General features: G+C 43.3%; 16 protein-coding genes and 2 pseudogenes. 11 read left to right on the plus strand and 7 right to left on the minus strand.

The features are described from left to right. Positions 1-3 precede the first annotated feature (3 nt). A complete protein-coding gene (locus OB236_RS06860) occupies positions 4-1,167 on the plus strand; it encodes a Ger(x)C family spore germination protein (protein ID WP_262683292.1) in 1,164 nt (387 codons plus the stop codon). Beyond that, on the plus strand, positions 1,168-1,398 hold the full coding sequence (locus OB236_RS06865) for a hypothetical protein (RefSeq protein ID WP_262683293.1): 231 nt from the start codon (positions 1,168-1,170) through the stop codon (positions 1,396-1,398). 3 nt (positions 1,399-1,401) lie between these two features. Here the strand turns inward: OB236_RS06865 and OB236_RS06870 are convergent, their stop codons facing one another. From OB236_RS06870 to OB236_RS06885, 4 genes are all read right to left on the minus strand, one after another. Continuing rightward, entirely contained in the window at positions 1,402-2,499 is a 1,098-nt protein-coding gene (locus tag OB236_RS06870; RefSeq protein ID WP_262683294.1) for a GerAB/ArcD/ProY family transporter, read from the minus strand. A gap of 239 nt (positions 2,500-2,738) precedes the next feature. Then, positions 2,739-3,797 (minus strand): LLM class flavin-dependent oxidoreductase, encoded by a 1,059-nt coding sequence (locus tag OB236_RS06875; RefSeq protein WP_262683295.1) that lies wholly within the window; start codon positions 3,795-3,797, stop codon positions 2,739-2,741. A 44-nt stretch (positions 3,798-3,841) separates the two neighbouring features. Continuing rightward, positions 3,842-4,327 (minus strand): MarR family winged helix-turn-helix transcriptional regulator, encoded by a 486-nt coding sequence (locus OB236_RS06880; protein WP_262683296.1) that lies wholly within the window; start codon positions 4,325-4,327, stop codon positions 3,842-3,844. A 440-nt stretch (positions 4,328-4,767) separates the two neighbouring features. Then, positions 4,768-5,637, minus strand: coding sequence for a LysR family transcriptional regulator (locus tag OB236_RS06885; RefSeq protein ID WP_262683297.1), 870 nt, complete (start codon positions 5,635-5,637; stop codon positions 4,768-4,770). 134 nt (positions 5,638-5,771) lie between these two features. Between OB236_RS06885 and OB236_RS06890 the strand changes: the two genes are divergently transcribed. The 6 genes and pseudogenes from OB236_RS06890 (at position 5,772) to OB236_RS06915 (ending at position 12,074) form a co-directional block, all read left to right on the plus strand. After that, positions 5,772-6,941, plus strand: a complete 1,170-nt coding sequence (locus OB236_RS06890; RefSeq protein ID WP_262683298.1) for a YbfB/YjiJ family MFS transporter — start codon at positions 5,772-5,774, stop codon at positions 6,939-6,941. Positions 6,942-7,057: 116 nt separating this feature from the next. Beyond that, positions 7,058-7,633 carry a TetR/AcrR family transcriptional regulator gene (locus tag OB236_RS06895; RefSeq protein ID WP_262683299.1) on the plus strand — a complete coding sequence of 192 codons (576 nt, stop codon included), beginning with the start codon at positions 7,058-7,060 and terminating at the stop codon, positions 7,631-7,633. A gap of 83 nt (positions 7,634-7,716) precedes the next feature. Then, a pseudogene (gene nadA / locus OB236_RS06900) lies at positions 7,717-7,882 on the plus strand (quinolinate synthase NadA); the annotation flags it as partial. Continuing rightward, positions 7,882-8,085: pseudogene (locus OB236_RS06905) on the plus strand (OsmC family protein); the annotation flags it as partial. The pseudogenes nadA and OB236_RS06905, both read left to right, overlap by 1 nt. Before the next feature lie 332 nt (positions 8,086-8,417). Next, positions 8,418-9,989, plus strand: coding sequence for a putative bifunctional diguanylate cyclase/phosphodiesterase (locus tag OB236_RS06910; protein ID WP_262683300.1), 1,572 nt, complete (start codon positions 8,418-8,420; stop codon positions 9,987-9,989). A gap of 1,230 nt (positions 9,990-11,219) precedes the next feature. Next, positions 11,220-12,074 (plus strand): class I SAM-dependent methyltransferase, encoded by an 855-nt coding sequence (locus OB236_RS06915; protein WP_262683301.1) that lies wholly within the window; start codon positions 11,220-11,222, stop codon positions 12,072-12,074. Positions 12,075-12,428: 354 nt separating this feature from the next. On the opposite strand, the gene OB236_RS06920 is transcribed toward OB236_RS06915, so the two are convergent. The 3 genes from OB236_RS06920 to OB236_RS39930 are packed head-to-tail and all read right to left on the minus strand — an operon-like array spanning position 12,429 to position 14,703. Further along, entirely contained in the window at positions 12,429-13,982 is a 1,554-nt protein-coding gene (locus tag OB236_RS06920) for an MFS transporter (protein ID WP_262683302.1), read from the minus strand. Between the two features lie 35 nt (positions 13,983-14,017). Further along, positions 14,018-14,458, minus strand: a complete 441-nt coding sequence (locus OB236_RS06925; protein WP_262683303.1) for an SRPBCC family protein — start codon at positions 14,456-14,458, stop codon at positions 14,018-14,020. Between the two features lie 23 nt (positions 14,459-14,481). Beyond that, entirely contained in the window at positions 14,482-14,703 is a 222-nt protein-coding gene (locus OB236_RS39930) for a MerR family DNA-binding transcriptional regulator (RefSeq protein ID WP_332843721.1), read from the minus strand. 1,021 nt (positions 14,704-15,724) lie between these two features. Here OB236_RS39930 and OB236_RS06930 point away from each other — a divergent pair. From OB236_RS06930 to OB236_RS06940, 3 genes are all read left to right on the plus strand, one after another. After that, complete coding sequence (locus OB236_RS06930; protein WP_262683304.1) at positions 15,725-17,920, plus strand: helix-turn-helix transcriptional regulator; 2,196 nt, start codon at positions 15,725-15,727, stop codon at positions 17,918-17,920. Positions 17,921-18,212: 292 nt separating this feature from the next. Beyond that, entirely contained in the window at positions 18,213-19,079 is an 867-nt protein-coding gene (locus tag OB236_RS06935; protein ID WP_262683315.1) for an ABC transporter permease, read from the plus strand. After that, entirely contained in the window at positions 19,080-19,946 is an 867-nt protein-coding gene (locus OB236_RS06940; protein ID WP_262683305.1) for a carbohydrate ABC transporter permease, read from the plus strand. Positions 19,947-19,980 lie beyond the last annotated feature (34 nt).

The raw sequence follows: 19,980 nt of genomic DNA on the forward strand, positions 1-19,980 counted from the left end.
CAAATGAGATCACTAAAATATATGTTTCTTCTCGTATTCGTCATCATTAGCGGGTGTTGGGATCGTACGGAAATTAATGATCTCGCGTTTGTTACGGGTACTGCCTTAGATCTGACGGACGATGGCAACATCTTATGTACTCTTCAAATCGCCATACCCTCATCTGCTGAAGGAGGAATGAGTGGTGGAGAGAGCGGCAACAAATTTTTCGTTATAGCGGTAGAGGGGAAAAATGGAAATGATATTCATCATAAACTCCAGAAAAAAAGCTCGCGCCGTTTGTTATACTCTCATCGCAGCGTTGTGTTTCTTAGTGAACGTATGGCTAAGCATGGAATAGATAATTTACTGGATATCTTTACTCATGACCCGAGGAATCGCTTAAAGACCTATCTCATGGTTGTTAAAGGGGGAGAAGCGCGGAACATTTTGCAATTGAATTCTCCTTTAAAGCAAGTACCCATCGAAACAGTGAGGGGAATGGAGGTTTCAGGAGAAGATATTGCGGTAACATTGCGCGATTTTTTTATTGCTTATGGAAGTGAGGGTGTTCATCCCGTTGTAGGAGTAGTTGAACCCGAGATCCACTCAAATGATCCACATAAGCAAATAATTAGGGTAGCGGGTGCCGGCGTTTTTAAAGATCTTAAACTGGCCGGTTTATTAGATGTAAATGAAACATCATTAGGGCTGATGTGGGTGACGGACAAGCTGAAGGTCGGTTATATCACAGCGAATTTACCAAAAGAAAATGGTGCAGTTGGGATGGTGTTAACCCATGCTGACCGCAAAATAATTACACAGACTCAACATGATTCTGTACAATTTAGGATCCAACTGGAAGGTCAAGGGATTTTGGACGAGAATACTACCGCTCTAGATATAAACGAACCAAAAGATTTGAAACTAATAAAAAAAGCGCTAGAAGATGAAGCCAAGAAACAAGTGCAAAATTTTATATTTAAGATCCAAAAGAAATATAAAGTGGATAGTGTGGGATTTGGCCAAGAAATTTATAAGAATTACCCTGATAAGTGGGATATTTGGAAAAATCAATGGGATATGCGGTTTCCAGAGTCAGAGATATCGATTGAAGTTAACCTGACGATAAAAGGAGCGGGAATGGTCCATTCTTCTTTTGAATCGCGAGGAAAGGAGGTCAAATAAATGATCGTACAAATCGTAACTTTTGTTATATTAACGTTGGGTTGGTCTTTCTATAGAGTTCGGTTTTTTCTAAATAAAAACCAGCTTAAAGTGGCCGTTTTATATAGTTGTTTGATGGGATTATGTATGATCGCAGGCTCTTTATTATTTGCCCACGTTCATATACCAAGCACGACAGTTCCTATGAGAATTATTTTTGAGCCCATCGGAAAAATCATTTTACAGCAATGAAATCTAAGGTACTGACTTCTTCCAGTGCCTTTTTATCGTATCAATCATTAGCAGTAAAAGTGGCAAAATAAAATGTGTAGAAAATGCTAAGCTTGGATACGTTTCTCTAAGATAACTACTCAAATCGGTGGAATTTACAAAAACCGAAACCGATCCTATCACGGATAAAATCGTTATGGGGACTACAAAATTTCTATAACTTTTTATGTCAAAAAGATGGGCTATACTTAGACATATAATAAAGAAGGTGAGAGATACTTTTACAAAGTAACCCATAACCCATATAGCTACAGCAAAAGCTTCCAAGCGTTCAAAGCTTCCTTTTATACCTATATACTGAATTACGCTCAGTACTGGAAAAGCCAATTTTCTCGTTAACGGCCCAAAGACCATAATGAGAGGTAAAACCGTAATGAAGACAAGACCAGAGGTAATAAACAATGAGATGAACGAAAATTTGGCTGCTTTCTTCGGTTGATTCAAATAAGGAAGAAGCCACCCCAAAATAATAAATTGACCTAAGTAAGCGACAGGAAAAATAGACGCCTGAAGGACTGGGACAATTCCCTTACTCATCACTGGACGGAGTCGTTCCGGATCCGATTCCGCGAGCATGAGTAGCAAGAGGGGAATCAGCGAAGCAATGATGAGTAAAGAAAGGTACTCATTACATCTTGCGATAGATTCGATACCCATATAGACGGCTATACCGCATAAAAGTGCCAACGTTAGACTGACAACGATAGACGGAGTACTTATGAGAAAAACGGTATTTATAAACTGTATGTGTTGATCAAGGATGATGAAATCAAAATTAATCCAAAAATAAAGAAAATAAAATCCCAAGAATTTTCCAGGCCATTTGCCTAGAATTTGGGAACTGTACTGTATAATTGTCTGACCTGGATAGCGATTTGACAATACTATCATAATCCAAACATTTAATGCTCCGATCAAGACCGCAGGAAAAATCGTGATCCATGAATCTTGCTTGGAGATTTCTTCCATGAAACTCGGTACGACAAGAATGACGGTGGGAGCTATAAAGGAAAAAACTAATAAACATAGCTGATTTCCTGATATTTTTTCAGGGGACTCCATTCGCGTTCTCCTTCAGATCTGATTCTCTCCAAGTATTCCCTTCTTAACATCTTGTATACAGTTGGAGCGCAATCCGGGAATGGTTAAAGTCCCCTCTCATGGTTAGGAAATATAAAATCAAACCCAGTGCCAACACGGCACTGGGATCTATCTCTTAGTAGAAGGAGCCATCACTATAACAATGCTTCAAACGGAACCATTGGCAGCACAGTATGGTCCCATTTCTCATCACTAACTTTCTACTTACCCTCATTTTCAGCTTCCCATCTTGCGACCTCTTCCCGAACTCGCGGGGCGACTTCCGTTCCCAATAGTTCAATGGCTTTCATAACATCCTCATGCGGCATCGTGCCGACAGGTAAATGCAGGAAGAATCGGGAGAAGCCTAAATGTTTGCGCATGTGAATAATTTTGTTGGCCACCGTTTCGGAATCGCCTACGTAAAGTGCGCCTTCTAAGCTGCGTGAGGCATCAAAGCTTGAACGGGTATACTGTCCCCAACCGCGCTCCTTACCAAAATAATTAAACGATGCCTGCGTGGGTGGGAAATACTTGTCCACCGCAAGCGAGGTACTCTCCGCCACGAAACCCAGTGAGTGTACGGCTATTTTTAATTTCGATACATCATGCCCTGCTCGAGCAGCAGCTTTTTTATAGAGTGGAACTAGCGGAGCAAATTCTAACGGACTCCCGCCTATAATGGCTAAAACAAGAGGAAGTCCCAGTATCCCTGCTCGTATTACTGATTCCGAATTACCCCCACTTCCAAGCCATACGGGTAAAGGATTCTGAACCGGACGTGGATACACACCCAGATTCGTAAAGGCCGGTCGATGCCCTCCCTTCCAGGATACCTTCTCCGAGTCCCTTAATTTTAATAATAGTTCCAATTTTTCCTCGAACAGCTCATCATAGTCTTTTAAATCATAACCAAACAATGGGAACGCATCGACCATAGAGCCTCGACCCGCGATAATCTCAGCACGTCCATTTGAAATACCATCGAGCGTTGCAAATTGCTGAAACAAACGTACTGGATCAGCAGCAGAGAGCACAGTAACCGAACTAGTTAAGCGTATCCTTTTGGTCATAGGCGCTGCTGCCGCCAGCACTACGGCAGTAGCCGAATCCCCAAATTCCTTGCGATGATGCTCGCCGACCCCAAATACATCCAACCCAACCTGATCGGCAAGGACGATTTCTTCAACAACCTGCCGCAATCGCTGCGCATGACTTATCGTTTCTCCTGTTTGAACGTCTGGAGTTGTTTCAACAAAAGTATCTACACCTATTTCCATTTTCAAATCCCCCTAAATTACAAAATTAAAGTAAAATCCTTCTTTCAGAAAGAATCCGACCCATCATGTTTGGCATTGCAGTCACGATTCTTGATACCATACCCGATTTTCTTCAGCACGTGAATAAGTTCGAGCTTTTCTTCATCTGTCGCAAAGGACAAATTGTCGGAAATCGTCTGAACATGCTTAGGGAAGATATTATCAAAGTAGCTTCGTCCTTCCCCGGTTAATGTTACATTCGTTTTGCGTCGATCACCCTGGATTGGAAGCCGTTCCACGAACCCCTTCTTCTCCAGCTTATCTACCACATAGGTGATACTCCCGCTTGGAATCGAGAAGGTATCGCTTATTTTCTGGATGGGTTGCGGGCCTTTATTGTATAGAAACTCGAGAATTTGAAAGGTTTCCATACTTAGCCCATAGCTGTCAATGTCGCGCTCTAAGCTCCCGAACAGCTCTTTTACCATGTTTCTTATTACGCGTGTTAGTCTTAAATCAAGAGCCTTACCCTCAGCATCGCGTTCAGTCATTCTTCAACCACCTTATGGCTTTTTTATATAAAGGATATTCGACTTCTGTAGGAACTTCAATTAGAAAGATTCGAAGCTTCTCTCCTTCAGCGCGGATGTTGATTTCCCCCTTTTGTTCACATTGAACGATCGCAAAGTCTTTATTCTTGAATGACACGGGTTCTTGTATATGCAACTCACTTCTTTGATTATTTATCCTAAAATTATTTAATCTAATAATATTCAATATAACGATAGAGTATTTATCTGTCAACATATAAAAGAAGCAGGAACCCTTCGAATAGGATTCCTGCCAAATCGGTCTCCGATATCCATTTCGGAAACTGGAATTATTGCCCAAATTTCTCCCGATCTGACTCGGCCATTTCATGTCGTTTTATTGTGTCGCATTATTATGAATGAAGCGGAAAAAATAATTATAGAAGCTCAATCCCCGTACTTTAGTTGAAATGGGCTCGCATCTCCGATAAGAAGGCTGACAATGCGGGCGTGATTAAAGCGTCTTTTCGCCTGATGAACACGGTTGTGACGATGGTATGCTTTCCGGGGATCGTGTGGCAGCGGATTCTGCCTTGCTTTTCCGACTCGGTTATGATGGAACGCGGCAGAAGAGAAATGCCGAGGCCGGCGCCTACACAACCTATAATCGTTTCAATCGATCCAAATTCCATTAGCTTAACGGGTAAGATGCCTTCTTCATGGAGCAGCTGATTTAATTTTGCCCGGTAGGAACAGCCGCGTTGGAATACGAGAAGCGTAGACAGCTGCACATCATGAATGGAATTGACAGGCGGATGGGAGACCGAGGTGACAAGTACCAGCTCCTCATCAATGACGTTTTCCTGAACCAAATCGGGATGCTCCACGGGACCGGCCACGAATGCTCCGTTTTGCTCATAATGAAGAACGGCATGAATGTGCTTCTCGGTAGGACCGGTTATTAAAGAGAAGTCGACCGCCGGATATTCGGTATGATACTTGGTAAGCAGCGTAGGCAGCCGAACGGCGGCGGTTGTTTCCAGAGAACCGATATGAAGCGGTCCTGCGGGAACAGAGGAGTCTCCGACGGCCAGTCTGGCTTCCTGAATGACATGCAATATTTTCTCCGCATAGGAAATCAGGATTTGCCCGGAAGGGGTAAGCGTAATGCCCCGATTGTGCCGGTAAAAAAGCTGGGTCTGCAAATCGGTCTCTAGCTGTTGAATCTTATGGGTGACGTTGGATTGGGCAAAGTTTAATTTATGAGCCGCTTTAGAAATGCTACCTTCGTGCGCCGTGGTAAAAAACACTTTGAGCAACTGAATATCCATATAGACCTCCTGTATATTTAGATTTAGATATCTGAATTTAAGATATTTAATATCACTATTCTGTATTATACATGATAACAGGAATCATTGTATGATGAATGAAGAGACGAAGGCAAAGACAGGAGGGAAAGCGAATGGAGAGAAGGACATTGATCGTTTTGCTTGGAGGCACAGCAGCAATGATGGTGGCTATGGGAATCGGAAGGTTCGCCTTTACTCCTATCCTCCCAATGATGATGGATCACCATTTGTTCTCCGCCGCGGGTGCGGGTTATCTGGCTTCAAGCAATTATTTGGGGTATTTGATCGGCGCGTTTGTCCTGACGTTAGTCCAGGTTAAAAGCCGATCCATGCTACTGTTCGCCGGGTTAATCGTATGTATTGCTACCACATGGGGAATGGGTCAGTTCCACAGCCTAGAGGCCTGGCTCGTACTCCGGTTTTTATCGGGCCTTGCCAGCGCAATCGTGTTTGTCATCACATCCAGCATTGTACTGGATCGTTTAACAGCGTTTCAAGCCGGAATATTGTACGGTGGTGTGGGAGCGGGCATTCTGTTGACCGGACTTTCGGTTCCGCTGCTTGCCAGAAACGGCGGTTGGATCGAAATATGGAAGGGACTGGGCCTGATCAGTCTGATCATAGGTATGGCAGCTTGGTATTCTTTGCGGGACAGGCATACCGTTACGAAGATGTTAAGCTCTCCTCATGACCACGACCATCATCCTTCGGCTGTTCGCCGGGTCTTGATATGTTTGATGATTGCCTATGGCTTGGAAGGCTTGGGCTACATTGTTACCGGGACTTATCTTGTAGCTTTCGCCAAGTCGGTTTCGAACATCCCCAATATTGCGTCACTTAGTTGGATACTAGTTGGTATTGCCGCGATGCCTTCGTGCGTCGGTTGGTCGATGCTTGCCTCTCGATGGGGAAACAAGTGGGCATTGACCGTTTCCATGCTGCTGCAATCCATAGGCATTGCGATTCCAGTTCTTATTCCTTCTTCAACCGGCGTACTCGCAGGCGCCATTCTGTTCGGCGTAACCTTTATGGGGATAACGATGCTGTCCGTCGCTTTTGCCAAGGATTTATACCCACAAAACAACCGAAAGATTATAGGTTTGCTGACCACCTTTTTTGGCTTGGGGCAAATAATCGGACCGCTCATTGCAGGTCTTCTGATATCGGGAAATGGCAGCTACCTCACCGCTTTAATCGGAGCGGCTTTCATCGTTTTCTTGGGGGCGCTTAGCTTGCCACTGGGTATAGGCCGAACCGACAGGCAGCTCGAACAAGCTAAATGATACAGGTTTAAGGTTTGACACGGCCAAAATTAATGAAGGATTCCTGGCTTCTGATGATTCTTCGTATGTGAACATCCGTCGTTGACACACTATCTACTAAAAGGTAGAATCATAGCATGACTAAAACTAAAAATACAGCAGAGGCTATTTTGGATACTGCTCAGTCGATTGTTCAGGATGTTGGGTTTAACGGATTTAGCTATGCACACATTGCAGAAAAAGTAGGGATACGCACTGCCAGTATTCATTACCATTTCCCAAACAAGGAGGATTTAGGAGAAGCGCTGATTTCACGGTATCACAGACATTTTATTTCTGCAATTGCTCAAATCGATACCGAGTCCCAGAATAATTTGGAAAAGCTACGAAAATTCACTTTACTTTACGGTGGCCCTGTTCAAGATTATTGTACTTGTCTGGGCGTCATGATTTCTACTGACTTGGCTACTTTATCAGGTAAGACACGTGAAGGGCTAGCCCAGCTTTTCACCGCTAATTTAGAATGGCTAGAAAGAGTGTTGGATCAGGGACGGCGAGAAGGGCATCTAAACTTTGAAGGTGCCGCAGTTGTGCAAGCCCATCAATTCCTTGCATCGCTTCAAGGTGCGCAATTACTTGCAAGAAGTTTTCGGGATATAAGTAGGTTTGACATGATTGCCAAAGAATTAATATCCGCTTTAACTTTAACTTAAAAAAGAAAGCGGATATTTTTTTGAATAAAAACTACCTTTTAATAGGTAGTTGAAAGAATGCCCCGGAAGTCGTCAAGTTCTGAGATATTGTCGGAAGTAGGAAGGCCATCATTAAAGATTGCAAGAATCAGACTGCAAGGAGTTTATAGTCGGCACGGAGAACGGTAGCGGGTATCAGCTTCGCAAAGATTCGCCGGCTAAAACATTGCATTTCACGACGAGATTCCCGTTTGCCCGAACATGAAATTATGGATGTGACGGCCGCCTACGGAGGCGATGGAAAGGGAGCGACTCCGATGGAACTGGTACTGGCTGGCAAGGCCGGTTGTATCGGTTATCGGGATATGACGTTACCACGGAAAAGTTATCTGGAATCGATCTAGCATATGGAGATAGCTAACGGCACTCGGAAGGAAGAAATACCCACGGGTTTTACGGCAATCGAGCTGACTCCTTAAGGTGGACAGCGAAATTCTTAAAGCTTGATACATCATACAATTAAAATGAAAGGAGCTGCCGCGTCAGCTCCTTTCATTTTAATTGTACGCCGTTTTTATTAGGGGTTCTTTTATAAGGCACCCATAAAGTGGCGCGTCGTGGAAAAAAAACTTTGAGCAACTGAATATCCATTTAGACCACTTGTAAATATAGGTATCTGATTTTGAGATACTCGATATCATTATTTTGGATTGTACATGATTTCAGGCATCATTGTATGATGAATGAGCAAACTATTGGGAAAAGCAGGGGGAAAGCATTTGGTTATTAGGAGAAGGGCAGTCATATGAATTCAGAACAACGGAAGATGCCTGAAATTGAGTTGGAAAACCTTATTTTGAGAATAAAAACCGATATTTTGTCACTCATCGTGTCTGGAGAGTCTCTAATCCGCATATTACATGAAATTGAAGAAAAAGGGAGGAACTACGTCCCAAATTACTGGGAATCCGCACGGTACGAACACGGCGAATGTGGCAATCTCAGACCGGAACAGATGGAAATCGTCGCAGCTCTTAACGATCTAACCGAAGTAGCCGTTCAATGGAAAGAAAAGGACAGGGAAATCAAAAGCTTGGCTTTTTACGATCCCTTGACAGGATTGTCAAACCGGAGGCACTTTACGGATCGATTTGATGTAATGATAAATGAGCAGAGACAAGAATCCCAAAAGCTCGGGTTGATTTTCATCGACTTGGATCATTTCAAATGGGTGAATGATTCTCTTGGGCACGATGCAGGGGATCGCCTGCTTATTCAAGCGGCGGAGCGAATCAAAGCAAGTGTCAGTCTTGATTGGGTAGTTGCTAGACTTGGTGGCGACGAATTTACGGTCATCGTGAACGATATTCAATCTGCAGAGGATGCAAGTAAGGTGGCTGAACGAATCATCGATTCCTTCAAAATCCCTGTGCTGCTGGACAATCATGAAATCCGTGTTACGCTCAGTGCCGGCATCAGCATGTTTCCAGACCACGGAACGGCGGTCAGCAGTTTGATGAAGAAAGCCGATAAGGCCATGTACCAAGCGAAGCAGGACGGTAGGAACCTTTGCGTCATGTATCAGCCTTCTAACGATGAGGGAAATGACAGTCGTTTCTTGTTCAAATCCCAATTCGAATCTGCCTTGACTAAGCGGCAATTCATTCTGGAATATCAGCCGAGGATCGAGTTGGACACGGGGGAGATAAGCAGTTTGGAGGCGTTGGTGAGGTGGAATCATCCCGTAAAAGGGATCGTGGGGCCGATTGAATTTATTTCTTTGGCTGAGGAGACCGGTTTTATTGTGCCTCTCGGGGAATGGGTACTGCGGGAAGCATGTATGCAAAATAAACGTTGGCTGCAGCAAGGATTACCACCGGTTCGCGTTGCCGTCAACGTCTCTGCGAAACAATTCTGCCATAGCTCATTTTTGTATCGCGTAAAAGAAATATTAGAAGAATCTCGCTTGGATCCTACGTACTTGGAAATAGAAATTACCGAGAGCGCTCTAATGAAGGATGAAAAACATATCCTTCACACCCTGAAGGTGTTCAAAGATATGGGAATCTATGTCTCAATCGATGATTTCGGTACGGGATATTCTTCATTAAACTATTTAAAGCATTTCACTGTAGATGCGTTAAAAATCGACCGCTCGTTTATCAAGGATTTGCCTAGAGACAAAGTGTTACCCAAAATGATCTTGTCTTTGGCGCGGAAGCTGAAGCTTCAAGTCATCGCCGAGGGTGTAGAAAACTACGCTCAGCATACATTTTTATTGAATAACGGCTGTCATCAAGCCCAAGGTTTTCTGTACAGCAAGCCCTTGCCTGCTTCCGTTGTGGAACGTTTATTAAATAAATCCTGGGGATGTTAATGAGGAACACCATGATATGCCAAATTGATGAAATTATTATCATTTCAATCTGGATGTATACGGCTGTACTTGGACTATTTGTATTAGATGAAGTTGCGAGGTTCTGAATGATTAAGTTTGAAATCATCTCTACTATAATTTTATTGATAACTTGGTATAGACAATTCATAGAATAGAATAAATGAATATATATTCAGGGCCGGCAGGTAACTGGATCACAACGCACACACCTACAAGTATTCGACTACATATGTCAAGGCTGCAAAGCGCAGTAATAGCCTTTTACACGACAAGTATCGAGTCACCATGAGCAATACGTAGAAACATATTTATTTTCTTTGCCTTCCAAAGAATCGGCAAAGTAGGAGAATGCTAAGTCTATTAGCGAAAGTAAAAGGTTTGATATAGGAGACTAAAGATACGCACGGAATACGTGTGTCTTTTTATTTATTTTTTTTTCATGGGTTTGCTTGGAGACAGCTGGATTTATATTTCATGGTGTTGTCCGTGATTGGTTCGCTATTTTTTTCAATGGACTTTTCTATGCGGTTCACCATTTCATCAACGATAAGCCACAGGAGGCACTTCTTGTTGATGGAATGGATTGGCACTATATGAGCCCGAAACACAAGTTTCAGGTATATTGCTTCCATCTGTCCTGCACGCTGTTGATTGAGATATCTATCTTCACCAGATTATTCCTCCATATGGAGCTCATAAAGAACCGTTGTTGTTCCCAATAGATCGCTGCCAGCCCTTTCTCGATTTTGAAGTCGAAATCGTTGAAACGAGCGGGATCGCACACGCGTTATCGAGGGAGAGAGGCTTGACGTTTTGGATAAAGTGGATGATGAACAACTTGTCGCCACTCACGCCAGGATAAAAAAATCTGCGACGAGCATTCGCTAATTGGACTCCTTAATTCAGTCGGGATGGATTCTCGGCTGGTGCTGCAGCTCATGATTGAGCATGCGAAATTCCATAATCAGCATAGTGGAGGAGCTTGCTACTTGGCAGCTCCTCTTTTCCAATGAAGTAACTAGCAGTTTAGATGAATCTTTACACAATCAATTCACCTAAAGTATAATGGATACTAAATATACTTAAAGTCTTTAATCATTGAAAGTTAAAGTAGGTATGGATGCTTCTGCATCAGGTTTTTGTACTTTGATTAACGATATAAAATGTCTTTAATATCAATAATCAATTTTGATTTAGAAGGAGAGTTTTATGGAAAAGAATTTATTTAATCAAAGTGATTGGAAGTCTGCATGGAATGATGATCCTAACACTTCTCTAAAAATAATGCAAAGGTTGGGTCAGGGTAATTACCAAACAGAAGAATTCAGCAAGTGGGCAAAATCCTACGATAAAAACTCATTTAGTAAGGAAGGTAGACAGCGTAGTGATAGAATTGTGACATGGATTAATAATCAAGTTACTTCTTTTAAGGGTATTTCTGTTTTAGATATCGGTGCGGCATCTGGTGTGTTTAGTATTCCTTTTGCCGAGAAAGGAGCACATGTTACAGCTATCGAACCTTCTCCTGACTTGGCCATGATGCTAGAAAATAACGCAACAAACTATTCAGTACAAGTGGAGGTAATCCAAAAAACTTTTGAAGAAATTGTAATAGATACATCGTACGATCTCGTTTTTGCATCCATGTGTCCAGCTATGAAGGATTGGGATATGGTGGAGAAGGCTTTAAGTTGTGCTAAGAAATATTTCTATACAAGTATGATGGCTGGTCCAAAAGAAATTGATTTAATGGACGAACTGCTATCGATTCTAGAATTAAAGCCAAGAGAAATAGGTTCCTCTGATATGGCTTACCTTTTACAATTACTCTACCTAAACGGTTATTCTTATCAGTCGTTAATTGAGAAACATATGAATACTGTGAATATAGATCTAGAAAACGCAATTAATAAATTACCAGAATGGTTCATTGAATACGGAATTTCAGTTGAAGAAAAGTTACTTAGAAAATCTGAAGAATATTTACGTAAAACATATAAAGATGAAATATCCTTAAGAATGGGAGGAAGGTTTGGAAAAGTTCTTGTTCATTTGGAAGATTAAGAATCGATTTTATTAGACTCTATACTATTAGTTAAATATGCCAATGAACATGAATCGGTTGCATTAGTTGGACATGGTTTTTTTAATCTACTGATAGCTAAAGAACTACAAAAAACGGGTTGGAATGGGAAAAGGAAAACAAGCTCAAAACATTGGAATTGTACCACATATTCGTTGTTAAATTAACGGAGAACGACAATTAAATAAACAACCACGACGAGGCTGCCAGCACACAAATTCGGCAGCCTTCGCTCATCTAACGGGGGTTTAGTTCAGCAGGTATGAACCTCCCCCAAACAAAAAAATGTACTCGTACTGGTTGGTTTCTTACTTCAGCATTACTATGCAGTGCAACTATCTTGATTCTTTGGCAGCGCCGTGTACTGCTTCTGGAATACTGTCGGCTTGGTTAGATTTAGTCTCTCCGATTGGTCGTATGTGTCGAAGCCACGTAACGACAAGGACGATGATAGCGAGCATGATAGCGCCGCTGGCTGCCGCAACGGCGTGCATCCCGCTGGTAAAGGCTTCACGTGCGCCGGTGAGCAGTGCGTTGCCGACTTGTTCAGAGAGGCCTTTCGCTATAGCCGTGGCACCGGCTAAGCTGTCGCGGGAAGCTTGCACTGCGGATGCCGGCAAGTCGGCGGGAATAGAGTTCGCTACCTGGTTGCGGTAAACGACCGTGCCGATGCTGCCGAAGACTGCGATGCCCAGCGCGAAGGCCAATTCGCCGCTGGTTTGCAGCATGGAGGCTGCCGATCCCGCCTTCTCCGGCGGGGCTGAGCCGATGACAAGGTCGCTGGACAGGCTCGGGAGCGGAGCGGCACCTATACTGAAGCAGATGTACCCGAGCACCAGAAACGTGAGTCCTGATTCAACCCCCACCTGGGTCAACAGAAAACAGCCCGCGGTCGATACCAATAGACCCGTTCCGATAAGATGGACCGGTCGGATCCGGCGTGCGATAAGCGGCGAGAGAAGCATGCCGGCCATCGAGGCAATTACCCCGGGGAGCATATACAACCCTGCCTGAAGCGGTGACATTTCTTGCACGAATTGAAGGTACTGCGAGATGAAGAGCATGGTTGCTCCTGTCAGTGTAATACCGAACATGCCCCCCAGTGCAGCGCTGAATCCGGGACTCGCGAACAGGCGCAGGTCCAGCAGGGGACTCGTCAGCCTGCGCTGCCGAGACACGAACACCGTGCCGAGGGCGACGCCCGCCAGTATTAACAGCGCAGGTATCATCTGCAGACCGTACTTGGCGATTTCCTTGAGCCCGTATGTGACCGGCAGGATGGCGCCCAGCGATAATGCGACACTGGTCAAATCCAGCCGGCCGGAATCGGGGTGCCGATATTCGGGCAGCAATATGGGTCCGGCTATGAGTAAAAGCAACATGACTGGCACGCCCAGAAGGAACACCGAACCCCACCAGAAGTGATCCAACATGATACCTCCAACCACCGGCCCGAGGGCCATGCCGCCCATGGAACACGTTAACCATATGCCGATGGCGAGGGAACGCTGCTTATGGGAACGGAACATATTGCTTATCAAGGCTAGAGTAGAAGGCGATACAGTCGCCCCGGCAATGCCGAGTAGTGCACGGGCCGCAATGAGCATCTCAGCGCTTCGAGAGAATGCTGCCATTATCGAGGCTATAACGAATGCGGCCCCGCCGATCAACAGCAGTTTGCGGCGGCCAATCCGATCTCCCAGCGTCCCCATTGTGATCAAGAACCCGGCGAGCATGAAGCCGTAGATGTCGATGATCCACAACTGCTGGGCGCTGTCGGCGCCGAGGTCGGCGCCAATGTGCGGTAGTGCGAGAATCATTACGGAGAGATCGATTGAGACAAGAAGGGCGGGCAGGGCAAGAACCGCGAGCCCGACCCATTCACGCATGCCGGCCTGCATCTCAGTCCCGTTCATAGCGTTAGTCATTCGGTCTTCAAAAAAACGCCCAGCTTGTCCAACATATATTTCGTCCCGTGCTCGCGCTGTTCCGGCGCATCATGACCATCAAGGAAGGCGCCTTGTTCGGTGTAGATAAGCTGTGCACCGCTGTCCGCCGGCCTGATTTCGACTGTCGTCACGGAGGCCGATATCCGTGTCTCTCCCAGGTCCATGATGTAGGTATAAACGATGCGATTGTTCTGCACGATCTCTTGGTAGCAGGCATCGAAAGTGTAGATCGACCCTCCCGGCGGGCCTCCGCGGTTAATCTCCTGTCCACCGATTCGGAAGTCGAACTCGTCGGCTTTAGGGAACCATTGGGCTTTGGTCGAAGCGTCCGACCAAGCGGTGAATACCCGCTCGGGTGATGCGTTGTAATTACGTTCGATAACAAAGGTAGAGTGTTTTACGGATCGTTCGTTCATCGTTTATTTAGTCCTCCCTTAGGTCAGCTCATCCGGATGCTCTTCAAGATAATCACCAAGCCGGTCGAGGTGTGAATCCCAGATTCAGTATGACCGGATGGCAACAAACCGATCTGGTCGCAGTATCGCAATGTACGAACCGTAATCCTGTTAATTTTGCAAGTTCTCCAATCTTGCACTCCAGTTTCATGATCATCCCCTTTTTTGTGCGCGAGGTTTTTACCGGTATCTACATCATAATTCATTACGTTACGTAAGTTTCAAGTGCAAAATGAAATTTTTTAAATATTGGTATGAAAAAGGGGTATAGTCCTTTAGGGGCCTGAGCGAATCGACTATCGGCACCTTAGCGACCGGATTCTTTTCGTTTGTTGAAGTAAGGGTAAGTCTTGATTGGAGTTAGCTTAATTATGTACTCACAAGAGAAGGCCGCCGATTATAACTTTGAGTTGTTCTATATTTTATTGACACCTCTCCCTCACTTTTATATGATGATGTAATGCTCAAAATTGACCGCATGAATATTTCCCGAGGAGGTTAATTAGATGATTGTTATGGATACAGAATACAACGATAATTGGAAACTGAGGTTTAGCGAGGAATCTCAAAAAATAAAGGATATTTGGCGATGAGTTAATCGGCATTCATCATATAAATAGCACTTCATTCCAGGGTTAAAATCCAAACCAATCATTGATATCATGCCAGTAGTAAATATTATTAAAAGGAAGAAGATATTTCTGGAAAGGCGGAGATAATTACACCCATCAAGTGCATGTGTTTCGAGGGGATAACAAGGAAGATAATTCGCCAATTGGCTGTAAGGGATTACCTCCGATAGCATCTCGATGTAGCAAATCGTTATGGAGATTTAAAAGAAAGCCTCGTTAATCAGTTTCCAAGGGACGTTAAGCTAACCGGGAAACTTTAGTTTTATGAAGAAGGAGCAGTATGCCTGTAGTGGCTCCTTTTTTGTTTCCGTTGAAGTAACGAGAGTTATGCACAATAAGGAAATACATGTATAATTATGTCAGGACAATGTAATACACTGTGTGGAAAGATGATGAATGTTCAAACTGAAAACGTTACTCTATTAGGTGGAAATTATGGGAAATAATGACTAACCTAAAATGATTTGATTTGATATGATAAAATGCAAATTTATCGCTTTCCTTGTGGGGGAGTTAAGTATGGAGGAAACGACCGCAGAAGGGAATTAGAAGTGAACTGCTTGATGAATGCAATTCTAAGGGGGGGAATATGGGCATGAATATACTTAAGTTCAAAGCGAAATTGATTTATTCGAATATCAAGACGAGACTAATTCTCATACTGACACTGGTCATTGGTCTCGCTGTCTGTATGGTTGGAATTGGGATGTATGTCGTTGCAAAGCAATCGCTTCTTGAGGAATACAAAGTTCCACACCAGCAGATGCTGACATTCGTACGGGATGATGTTGACCGGAAAGTAGCCGAGATCAATACAACCTCTATTCATGCTGTCCTCCACCCGCTGACCATAGACTTTATTCGTTATGACAATCATCAAAGCATTGACACTATACTTGGAGTCGTTTCTTTGCTAGATACGTTGTCTCAAAGTTCGTCGACAATAGAAAGTATATATATCTATGATACAAAAAGGCAGCATGTGGTCGGAAGTTCGCCTTACGGTTTTCATTCCAGTATTGAAACTTTAGGTGATACAAGCTGGCTTCCTCTATTATCTCTAGTCGAGAAAGACACCAATAATCTGACTTTCACCAAGAGAATGAAGGGTCAGGGTGAAGTTATAAGCTTGATTAGAAAAATAACTGTGGATAATCAATTATCAGGGTTTCTTGTGATAAACCTTAATCCTTCAAAATTGTTTTCACAAATGCGTACTTCTGAACCCGATGTGGGAACAGCAAGTCGAATCATTCAAGACTCAAATGGAGAAGTCCTGTTTTCGGTTGGCGAAGTGAATAAAGAGATTTTGAACCCCAGTCGTTATTTTATAACCAAGATGACCTCTACTTCAACACACTGGAATTACATGTATGCAGTACCCCAGGAGCAAGTTCTAGGGAAGTTGAAATGGATTCGAACCATGGCCTTTTTGGTGTCAGCGATCACCATGTTGATCGGAATGATCGTTATCTTTCAAATTAACCGTATCACATTCAAACCCGTCGAACGAATTATCAAAATGGTTCAGAAACATCAGACGGAGGCAATGGATGTTGATTTGATTCAATTGGAGAATTTTGTCGTCAGACTCCTCACTCAGCATACTTTTCTACACGGCAGCAACAAAGAATTAAAAGCCAAGTTTCTTCAGGATACGGTTTACGGAAAGCTAAGCCGCAAGGAATTTGACCGCAAATGGCGATTGTTGTATTCGGAATGGAGTTCTGATCTGCCCGTCTACGCCGTTATCGTCTCCATAGACGCTTATTACAAGTGGGTGAATGGATACAAACAAGATGACCAGCTAGTGCTCAAGTTCGCAATAGGCAATATTTTTGAGGAAGTCCTTGGTGAAGGTTTTAGAGTGCAGTATGAAGATCTGAATCAGGATCGCAGTGTTATCATTGTACAACCCCTCGCCTCAGATATCGAATTACAAGTGCTTTATGAAAAACTTCAATATGGGATCGAAGTAACAAACAAGCTGTTAAACATATCTGTATCCGTAGGAGTTGGCGAACCGCTTTATCCTATCGATGGCAATCTGAGCATTCGATACAAGCAAGTAGAAATTTTGCTGATGGATCGTTTGTATGCTAGTTATAAGAAACTGCATGTTCCTGAGCAAGCCTTACAATACTCAGAAGCGTCAGGTATCGGCACGAAAAGAGAAACAGTCTATGATATCTTGCAAGGAATTAGGGACGGCAATACGGACTATGTCAGGGGTACTTTAGAGAAAATACGAATTGATTGGGAAACGATTATGGCAGAGCCTCGTTTCGTCTTTAGGTGGTACACTAACCTGATAAAGGAAATGATAAAAGAATTCAGGAATCAGACGGATGGACAATTCCAGGAAATGATGGAATCCATGGATTCCCTTCAAACGTTGTCGTTTGCGGAATTGCATGGTATGGCTTCGGATGAAGCAGAACAATTGGCAGAAGAGGTGAAGAGAAGAAAGCCAACAAAACATGATAACCACCTGAGGAAAATGATTGATTATATTCAAGAGCATTATCCGGAAAATATCGGTGTAGCGAATGTAGCTGAGGCAGCAGGTATTAGTTCCTCCCAGGCGAATTATATTTTCAAACAAGAGACTGGGAGTACTATCTATGATTATATAACTCGTGTGCGTATTGAGAAGGCGGAGGAATTGCTCAAAAATACGAATCTGAAAGTGACCGAGATTTCGGAGAAAGTCGGATATGCGAGCGAAAACAGCTTTATTCGTAATTTCAGGAAAATCAAAGGGGTCACACCTGGCCAATACAAAGGGTAGAAAGATCTAAAGTTGAAGCGGAGGAGTTGATGTAGAGCTCTCTGCTTCTATTTTTTTATCCACAAATCCAACAATTTATATCTATATCCTCGTTTTATTCGAAAAATTGCTGTATCTAGGGGTTGTTTGAAGAACTTCAATATTGTATCTGGCTATAAATGTTCGTATTCTTGAGTCAAACATAAGCGAAGGAGTCAAAATAGAGATGAAACCCACAACAATATCTAAGAATAATGAAGTACTTGTTTTGAAAAAGTCCTTCGGTTTAATCGACCATCTAAGAAAACATTGGATGCTTTATTCGATGGCATTACCAGGAATATTGTTTTTTATTATGTTCCGGTATATCCCTTTGCTTGGTTCTATCATTGCATTTCAGGATTATCAGATCCTCAATGGAATATTCAAGAGTCCATGGGTAGGCTGGGCAAATTTTGAGTACATCTTTCGCTACCCGGATTTCCTGACTGTGTTACGCAACACAATCTTAATAAGCGCTTATCAGTTGATACTCGGATTTCCGGCTCCCTTTATTCTTGCCATTCTGCTAAATGAAATTCGAGTCATGGTATTTAAGCGGTTTCTACAAACATTCTTTTACCTCCCGCATTTCTTATCATGGGTCATCATAGCCGGGTTGGTTTTTGAATTGCTTTCGCTCCACGGCATCGTGAATAGCTTAAGGCATCTGTTTGGCGACGAGCCTATTCTGTTCATGCAGAAAACAGAGTATTTCAAAGGGATCGTTGTCGCATCGGCGATCTGGAGGGAGACAGGTTGGAGCGCCATTATTTATCTGGCTGCCATCGCAGGTATCAATCCCAGCTTGTATGAAGCAGCAACCATGGATGGAGCTGGCAAGATGAGACAAATCGTCAGCATCACACTTCCTTCCTTGATTCCGACGATAATGGTTTTATTTCTTTTAAAAATCGGATCGTTCCTTGAGCTTGGATTTGAGCAAGTGTATGTATTTCTCACTCCAATGACAAATTCCACTGGTGACATTATTGATACGTATGTATACCGGGTGGGGGCATTAGGCGGACAATACAGCATTACAACCGCAATTGGATTGTTTCAATCCATCATTGGTTTGATCCTGTTGTGGTCCTTCAACAAGTTATCCAACAAAACAACAGGACAGGGGTTATGGTAAATGAAGACGGGTTTAGGAGAAAGGATTTTCTCAGGGGCAAACTACATTGTACTAACCTTACTCTCATTAACGATGCTGTTGCCCATTGTACATGTAGCTGCAATCTCGCTAAGTTCTAAAGTATCGGCAGAGGGAGGGCTAGTGTTTTTGTGGCCGGTTGACTTCAATGTTTCGGCATGGAATTATATCCTAGGTCGCACTGATTTGTGGCAATCGTTTGGTGTTAACGTATTCGTTACCATTGTGGGAACCGTTGGTGGATTGATTCTGACTTGTCTTATGGCGTATCCTTTGACAAAGAAAGCATTCGTTATACGGAAAATTGTATTGCTAGGTGTCATAGTAACGATGATTTTCAAGCCACCGATGATTCCTTATTTTCTCGTCTTGAAGAGCTACGGATTGTATAACAGCATTTTTGCTTTGATCATCCCGAGTTTTATAGATGTCTTTAATTTAATGCTTGTTGTCACCTTCTTCAGACAACTACCCTACGAGCTTGAGGAAGCCGCAATTATGGATGGGGCACATGCCTATCAGATCCTGCTAAAAGTTGTTATGCCGTTATCGAAACCTGTATTGGCTACCATCGGATTATTTATGGCGGTTACTTACTGGAATATATTCTATCATGCCGTTCTCTTTATTACGGATAAAAAGTTGTACCCCTTGCAGTTAAAGCTGAGGGAATTCATCACGCAATCGGATAGTCTAATCGACATGCGGTCCATTGGAACGCTTGAGTACAACACACAGACGATCGAGTCTGCCGCAATTATCATTGCCACGCTTCCTATCATTCTGGTGTATCCGTTCATTCAGAAACACTTTGTTAAAGGTGCAACGCTTGGTGCAGTGAAGGAATGATATTAGGCTTAAAGCTTAATATATAGATTAATTG

This window comes from Paenibacillus baimaensis (assembly GCF_025567575.1).

Excerpts from the sequence above, each read along its gene's own strand:
- OB236_RS06885 (WP_262683297.1), bottom strand. The coding sequence starts at position 5,637 with ATGGATATTCAGTTGCTCAAAGTGTTTTTTACCACGGCGCACGAAGGT.
- OB236_RS06895 (WP_262683299.1), top strand. The coding sequence starts at position 7,058 with ATGACTAAAACTAAAAATACAGCAGAGGCTATTTTGGATACTGCTCAG.
- OB236_RS06890 (WP_262683298.1), top strand. The coding sequence starts at position 5,772 with ATGGAGAGAAGGACATTGATCGTTTTGCTTGGAGGCACAGCAGCAATG.
- OB236_RS06930 (WP_262683304.1), top strand. The coding sequence starts at position 15,725 with ATGAATATACTTAAGTTCAAAGCGAAATTGATTTATTCGAATATCAAG.
- OB236_RS06860 (WP_262683292.1), top strand. The coding sequence starts at position 4 with ATGAGATCACTAAAATATATGTTTCTTCTCGTATTCGTCATCATTAGC.
- OB236_RS06935 (WP_262683315.1), top strand. The coding sequence starts at position 18,213 with ATGCTTTATTCGATGGCATTACCAGGAATATTGTTTTTTATTATGTTC.
- OB236_RS06920 (WP_262683302.1), bottom strand. The coding sequence starts at position 13,982 with ATGCGTGAATGGGTCGGGCTCGCGGTTCTTGCCCTGCCCGCCCTTCTT.
- OB236_RS06865 (WP_262683293.1), top strand. The coding sequence starts at position 1,168 with ATGATCGTACAAATCGTAACTTTTGTTATATTAACGTTGGGTTGGTCT.
- OB236_RS39930 (WP_332843721.1), bottom strand. The coding sequence starts at position 14,703 with ATGAATTATGATGTAGATACCGGTAAAAACCTCGCGCACAAAAAAGGG.
- OB236_RS06910 (WP_262683300.1), top strand. The coding sequence starts at position 8,418 with ATGAATTCAGAACAACGGAAGATGCCTGAAATTGAGTTGGAAAACCTT.
- OB236_RS06875 (WP_262683295.1), bottom strand. The coding sequence starts at position 3,797 with ATGGAAATAGGTGTAGATACTTTTGTTGAAACAACTCCAGACGTTCAA.
- OB236_RS06870 (WP_262683294.1), bottom strand. The coding sequence starts at position 2,499 with ATGGAGTCCCCTGAAAAAATATCAGGAAATCAGCTATGTTTATTAGTT.
- OB236_RS06925 (WP_262683303.1), bottom strand. The coding sequence starts at position 14,458 with ATGAACGAACGATCCGTAAAACACTCTACCTTTGTTATCGAACGTAAT.
- OB236_RS06915 (WP_262683301.1), top strand. The coding sequence starts at position 11,220 with ATGGAAAAGAATTTATTTAATCAAAGTGATTGGAAGTCTGCATGGAAT.
- OB236_RS06880 (WP_262683296.1), bottom strand. The coding sequence starts at position 4,327 with ATGACTGAACGCGATGCTGAGGGTAAGGCTCTTGATTTAAGACTAACA.
- OB236_RS06940 (WP_262683305.1), top strand. The coding sequence starts at position 19,080 with ATGAAGACGGGTTTAGGAGAAAGGATTTTCTCAGGGGCAAACTACATT.